Source organism: Allobosea sp. CER48, from assembly GCF_044752385.1.
Lineage (GTDB): Bacteria > Pseudomonadota > Alphaproteobacteria > Rhizobiales > Beijerinckiaceae > Allobosea.
The window spans coordinates 1-4,892 of sequence record NZ_JBIWYK010000235.1 but is presented as its reverse complement, the minus strand read 5'-3'; the positions used below and the strand labels follow the sequence as shown (position 1 = coordinate 4,892).

5 protein-coding genes are annotated in these 4,892 nt (G+C 68.7%); all 5 read right to left on the bottom strand.

The genetic code is table 11. The features are described from left to right. Positions 1 to 49 precede the first annotated feature (49 nt). The gene (gene hpxZ / locus ACIPIA_RS10295) at positions 50 to 454 is read right to left on the bottom strand and encodes an oxalurate catabolism protein HpxZ (RefSeq protein ID WP_400509162.1); all 405 of its coding nucleotides are present in this window, start codon (positions 452 to 454) and stop codon (positions 50 to 52) included. Further along, positions 451 to 1,623: an amidase gene (locus ACIPIA_RS10290; protein WP_400509160.1), complete on the bottom strand. Its 1,173-nt coding sequence runs from the start codon at positions 1,621 to 1,623 to the stop codon at positions 451 to 453. Before ACIPIA_RS10290 ends, hpxZ begins: the two co-directional genes overlap by 4 nt. 45 nt (positions 1,624 to 1,668) lie before the next feature. After that, complete coding sequence (gene nudC, locus ACIPIA_RS10285; RefSeq protein ID WP_400509158.1) at positions 1,669 to 2,625, bottom strand: NAD(+) diphosphatase; 957 nt, start codon at positions 2,623 to 2,625, stop codon at positions 1,669 to 1,671. A 43-nt stretch (positions 2,626 to 2,668) separates the two neighbouring features. Then, on the bottom strand, positions 2,669 to 3,556 hold the full coding sequence (gene mmsB, locus ACIPIA_RS10280) for a 3-hydroxyisobutyrate dehydrogenase (protein WP_400509156.1): 888 nt from the start codon (positions 3,554 to 3,556) through the stop codon (positions 2,669 to 2,671). Between the two features lie 136 nt (positions 3,557 to 3,692). Further along, entirely contained in the window at positions 3,693 to 4,847 is a 1,155-nt protein-coding gene (locus ACIPIA_RS10275) for an isobutyryl-CoA dehydrogenase (RefSeq protein ID WP_400509154.1), read from the bottom strand. Positions 4,848 to 4,892 lie beyond the last annotated feature (45 nt).

The window sequence follows — 4,892 nt, the reverse complement described above, 5'->3', positions numbered from 1 at the left end:
GGCCGGGCACACACGCTCTGGCTCGTCCCCGCGATGTGAGGACGCGCCCTCACCAGGGGCGCGGACCTTCCATCGTCGAGACATGGGCCGAGACGACCTTCCAGCCCAGATCGGGGAAGCGAACCCAGGTTTGGCTCTGGCGGCCGATGATCTCGCGTCCACGCACCTTGAACTCTAGATTCACGGTCGCGAGATCGCGGCCGAGCGTCAGGATCTCCAGCCGGATCCGCTTCTCCTTGATGCCCGGTCCGGGCGGGCGGGCGACGCGGTGGCCATGGATCTCGTCGAAGCCGTAACCGTTCTCGCCCAGCGCGTAGCGGATGGTATGCGGGCTGTTCCAGAATGAGGCGTCGAGTACCTCGACATTCTTGTCGATCAGCGCCTGCTCGTAAGCCTCGAACAGGGCGCTGATCTCGGTGACGATGTCGGGCAGGTTCGGGGTCAGGTCGGTCACGCGAGGGCCTCCATGGCTTGGGCGACGGCGATCAGGCTGGCATCGGTGCCGCGCCCGCCGATGATCGAGAGGCCGACCGGCGAGCCATCCACCGTCGCGCCGGGAATGCTGACCTGCGGCGAGCCCGTGAGCCCGCCCTGGGCACAGAGGCAGGTGATGCGGTCGCGCATCGGCTGCAGCTCCGGCATCGACAGGCCGCGCAACGGCGCCGGGAACGGCGTCGTCGGCAGGCAGAGGATGGTGCCGGGCGGGAGCAGATGGCGCAGTCTTGCCCGCGCCTCCTCGCGCATCAGCGCCGCCCAGTTGCGGTCGCTCTGCGATACCTGCGAGCCGGCGATCAGCCCGGCCGCGACGCTGAAGGCCATGCGCGGGTTGTGCTTTTCGATCCAGGGCCTGAAGGTCTGCCAGGCCTCGACCGGCTGCAGGCTGCGCTGCGCGCGGGCCCAGACCGAGAGCCCCTGCGGCGCCATGATTTCCTCGCGCGCGGGCCCTACGACCTGCTCGAGCCGGCGGACCATCGGCTGCAGGGCCTCGGCCACCGCCGGGTCGGCGAAGGAGAAGGCATCGACGGCGATCAGGAGCCGCATCGGCAGCACGCCCGGCAAGGTGCCAAGCAGGGCGGCGCCTACCTTGGCGAAGGTCGCGGCATCGCGCGCGAACCAGCCTGCGGTGTCCGAGCTTGGCGCCTGCGGCATCAGCCCGGTCAGGTCGAGCCGGCCATGCGTCGGCCTGATGCCATAGATTCCGCAGAAGCTCGACGGCACGCGCATCGAGCCGCCGGTATCGGTGCCGAGCGCCGTGTCGCACAGCCCGGCGGCGACGGCCGCAGCCGAACCCGAGGAGGAGCCCCCGGGCACGCGCTCGGGCGCTGCGCTGTTGGTCGGCGTGCCATCGAAGGCGTTTTCGCCGAGAATGCCGAGCGAGACTTCGTCGGTGATGGTCTTGCCGACGAAATCGGCTCCGGCATCCAGCAGCGTCTGCACGGCCCAGGCATTGCGTTCCGGAATCGGGTTCGCCCGTGCCCAGTCGTGATTGCCGCCGCCTGTCGGCAGCCCGGCGACGTCGAACAGGTCCTTGACGGCGAAGGTCAGCCCCGACAGCGGCCCGCCGGGCGTGCCGGCAATGCGGGCGCGGGGCCCGGCTACGAAGGCGTTGACCGGGTCCGTCATGAAAGGCTCCGCAAAGGCATGGTCGTCACGTGGAGGTGCTGCTGGTCAGATCCGCTCGCCTTCGATCGCCCAGGCCCGTACCAGCGTATTGGCGATGGCGATGTGCTGCGGGCAGGCGAGGCCGTCCGGATGGGTGCCGCCGAGCATCTGCAGCACTTCCTCACGCGAAAACCAGCGTCCGGCCTCGAGCTCGGTCATGTCGAGGGTGATCTCGTCTCCCAGCGCCTCGGCGATGCAGCCGATCATGATCGAGGAGGGGAAGGGCCAGGGCTGGGAAGCGAGATAGCGCACGGCGCCGACCCGCAGGCCGGCTTCCTCCCAGCTCTCGCGGCGCACCGCGTCCTCGATCGTCTCCCCGGGCTCGACGAAGCCGGCGATGCAGGAATACATGCCGTGCGCGAAGCGGGCCTGCCGCGCCAGCAGGCAATTCTCGCCGCGCGTCACCAGCATGATCACGACCGGGTCGGTGCGGGGGAAATGCATTGCCCCACAGGCGGTGCATTCGCGCCGCCAGCCGGAGGCGCCCGCGACGGTCGCCCCTCCGCACTGCGCGCAGAAGCGATGGCGGGCATGCCAGTCCAGAACCGCCTTCGCCTCGCCGAGCGGTCCGACCTCGTGCTCAGGCACGACACGCTTCAGCGCGACGGAGCGCAGATCGGTCAGGAAGAGTTCCGGCCGCTCCTTCAGCGGCTCGACCAGCGCCTTGTCGAGCAGGCGGGCGAAGCGTGGCCCGCCGTCCTCGGCCATGCCGAGGAAGATCTCCTCTGCTGCCGGGCCGAGCATCTCGGTCTCGCCATGGCTGAACCAGACCGAGAACGCCTCTCCGTCGAGCCGCTTCAGGACCGGTGTCTCGCCGGCCACCGCAACGATCCGGGTGTCGGAGCGGTGGCGCAGCGCCGTCACCGCGTCAGGCTTGCTGCGCAGGTCCTCGCGCCGGTCGAGCCGGTTGATCGCGAACCCGGTGAGGGCGGAGCGTTCGCGGCGGAGCGGAGCGTCGTTCATGATCTGGGTCTAGACCCGCCGACGCCCGCCGCGCAAGCGCGTCTCACGCCTGCCCGCGTCCGCGCAGGAGATGGATGATGCCGGAGAAATCCGTGTCGCCTTCGCCCCAGGCGTTGTGAAGCCCGAAAAGCTGCGCGGCCGCGGCGCCGAGCGGAGTCGATGCGCCGGCCGCCTGTGCGGCTTCCTGCGCGAGCTTCAGGTCCTTCAGCATCAGCGCCGAGGCGAAGCCCGGCTTGTATTCGTTGTTGGCGGGCGAGGTCGGCACCGGGCCCGGCACGGGGCAATAGGTCGTCAGCGACCAGCATTGGCCCGAAGAGGTCGAGGCCACGTCGAACAGCGCCTGATGCGCGAGGCCGAGCTTCTCTGCCAGTACGAAGGCCTCGGAGACGCCGATCATCGAGATGCCCAGGATCATGTTGTTGCAGATCTTCGCGGCCTGCCCGTTTCCGGCGCCGCCGCAATGCACGATCTTGCGGCCCACCTTGGCCAGGATCGGCTCGCCCTTGTCGAACGCGTCCTCCGCCCCGCCGACCATGAAGGTCAGCGTCGCAGCCTTGGCGCCGCCGGTGCCGCCCGAGACGGGAGCGTCGAGCGAGAGGCAGCCACGTTCGGCAGCCAGCGCATGCGCCTTGCGCGCGCTTTCGACGTCGATCGTCGAGGAATCGATCAGCAGCGTGCCGGGCTTCACCGCCGGCAGGATGTCGGCCCAGACGGAGAGCACATGCTTGCCGGCAGGCAGCATCGTCACCACGATTTCTGCGTCGGCCACGGCCTCCTTCGCGGAGCCGGCGATGCCGACACCCATCTCCGCGGCGGCATCCTTCGACGCCTGCACCAGATCGAAGGCTTTGACGCTGTGCCCCGCCTTGACGAGGTTGCCGGCCATCGGCCCACCCATATTGCCGAGGCCGATGAAGGCGATGTTGCTCATGGTCGTATCCTCTCGTCGTTCTTGTTGTCATCCCGGGGCCGCCCGCAGAGCAGGCCCGGGACCGTCTTCAGAAAGAGGCGCCTTCCCGTGCCGCGATCCCGGATCGCCGTTCGGCGTCGGGATGACGCCCTGGACGTCAATTGCCCTTCGAACGCCCCACGAGTCCGCGTGCCACGATCATCCGCATCACCTCGTTGGTGCCTTCGAGGATCTGGTGGACGCGCAGGTCGCGGACGATCTTCTCGATGCCGTAATCGGCGAGATAGCCGTAGCCGCCATGGATCTGGAGCGCCTGGTTCGCGACCTCGAAGCCGATATCGGTGGCGACACGCTTGGCCATGGCGCAGAGCTTGGTCGCGTCCGGTGTCTTTGCGTCAAGCGCCGCGGCGGCGCGCCACAGGAAGGTGCGGGCCGCTTCCAGTTCGGTCGCCATGTCGGCGAGCTTGAACTGCAATGCCTGGAAGTCGGCGATGGCCGAGCCGAAGGCCTTGCGTTCCTTCGCATAGGCGAGCGCCTTGTCGAGCGCCCCCTGCGCGCCGCCGATCGAACAGGCGCCGATATTGAGCCGCCCTCCGTCGAGGCCGGCCATGGCAATCTTGAAGCCGATGCCCTCCGGTCCGAGCCGGTTGGCGACCGGCACGCGGCAGTTCTCGAAGATCACGGCGCGCGTCGGCTGGGCGTTCCAGCCCATCTTCTTCTCGTTGGCGCCGAAGGAGAGACCGGGCGCGTCCTTCTCGACCACGATGGTCGAGATACCGGCGGGCCCTGGCTCGCCGGTACGCGCCATCACGACATAGACGTCGGCGACGCCGGCGCCGGAGATGAACTGCTTCTGCCCGTCGAGGACGTAATGGTCGCCGTCCAGTACAGCCTTGGTCTTCAGCGCCGCGGCATCGGAGCCGGCGCCGGGCTCGGTCAGGCAGTAGCTGGCGAGATGCTCCATGGTGCAGAGCTTCGGCAGGAGGCGCTTGCGCTGTTCCTCCGAACCGTAGCGGTCGATCATCCAGGCGCACATGTTGTGGATCGAGATATAGGCCGCGACCGTCGGGCAGCCGGTGGAGAGCGCCTCGAAGATCAGCGCGGCATCGAGCCGCGTGAGGCCGGAGCCGCCGACGTCCTCCTGGATGTAGATGCCTCCCATTCCCAGCGCGGCAGCGGCGCGCATCTCCTCAACAGGGAAATGCTTCTCCTCGTCCCAGCGCGCGGCATGCGGCGCCAGCGTATCGCCGGCGAATTCCTGCGCCATGTCGCGGATGGCGATCTGGTCTTCGGTGAGAGCGAAGGCGTTCACGGCTGGCCCTCCTGATCAGTGAGATAGTCCCGCCGCGCGGTCGCG

Coding starts and splice junctions, on each gene's coding strand:
- nudC (WP_400509158.1), bottom strand. CDS start 2,625: ATGAACGACGCTCCGCTCCGCCGCGAACGCTCCGCCCTCACCGGGTTC.
- mmsB (WP_400509156.1), bottom strand. CDS start 3,556: ATGAGCAACATCGCCTTCATCGGCCTCGGCAATATGGGTGGGCCGATG.
- ACIPIA_RS10290 (WP_400509160.1), bottom strand. CDS start 1,623: ATGACGGACCCGGTCAACGCCTTCGTAGCCGGGCCCCGCGCCCGCATT.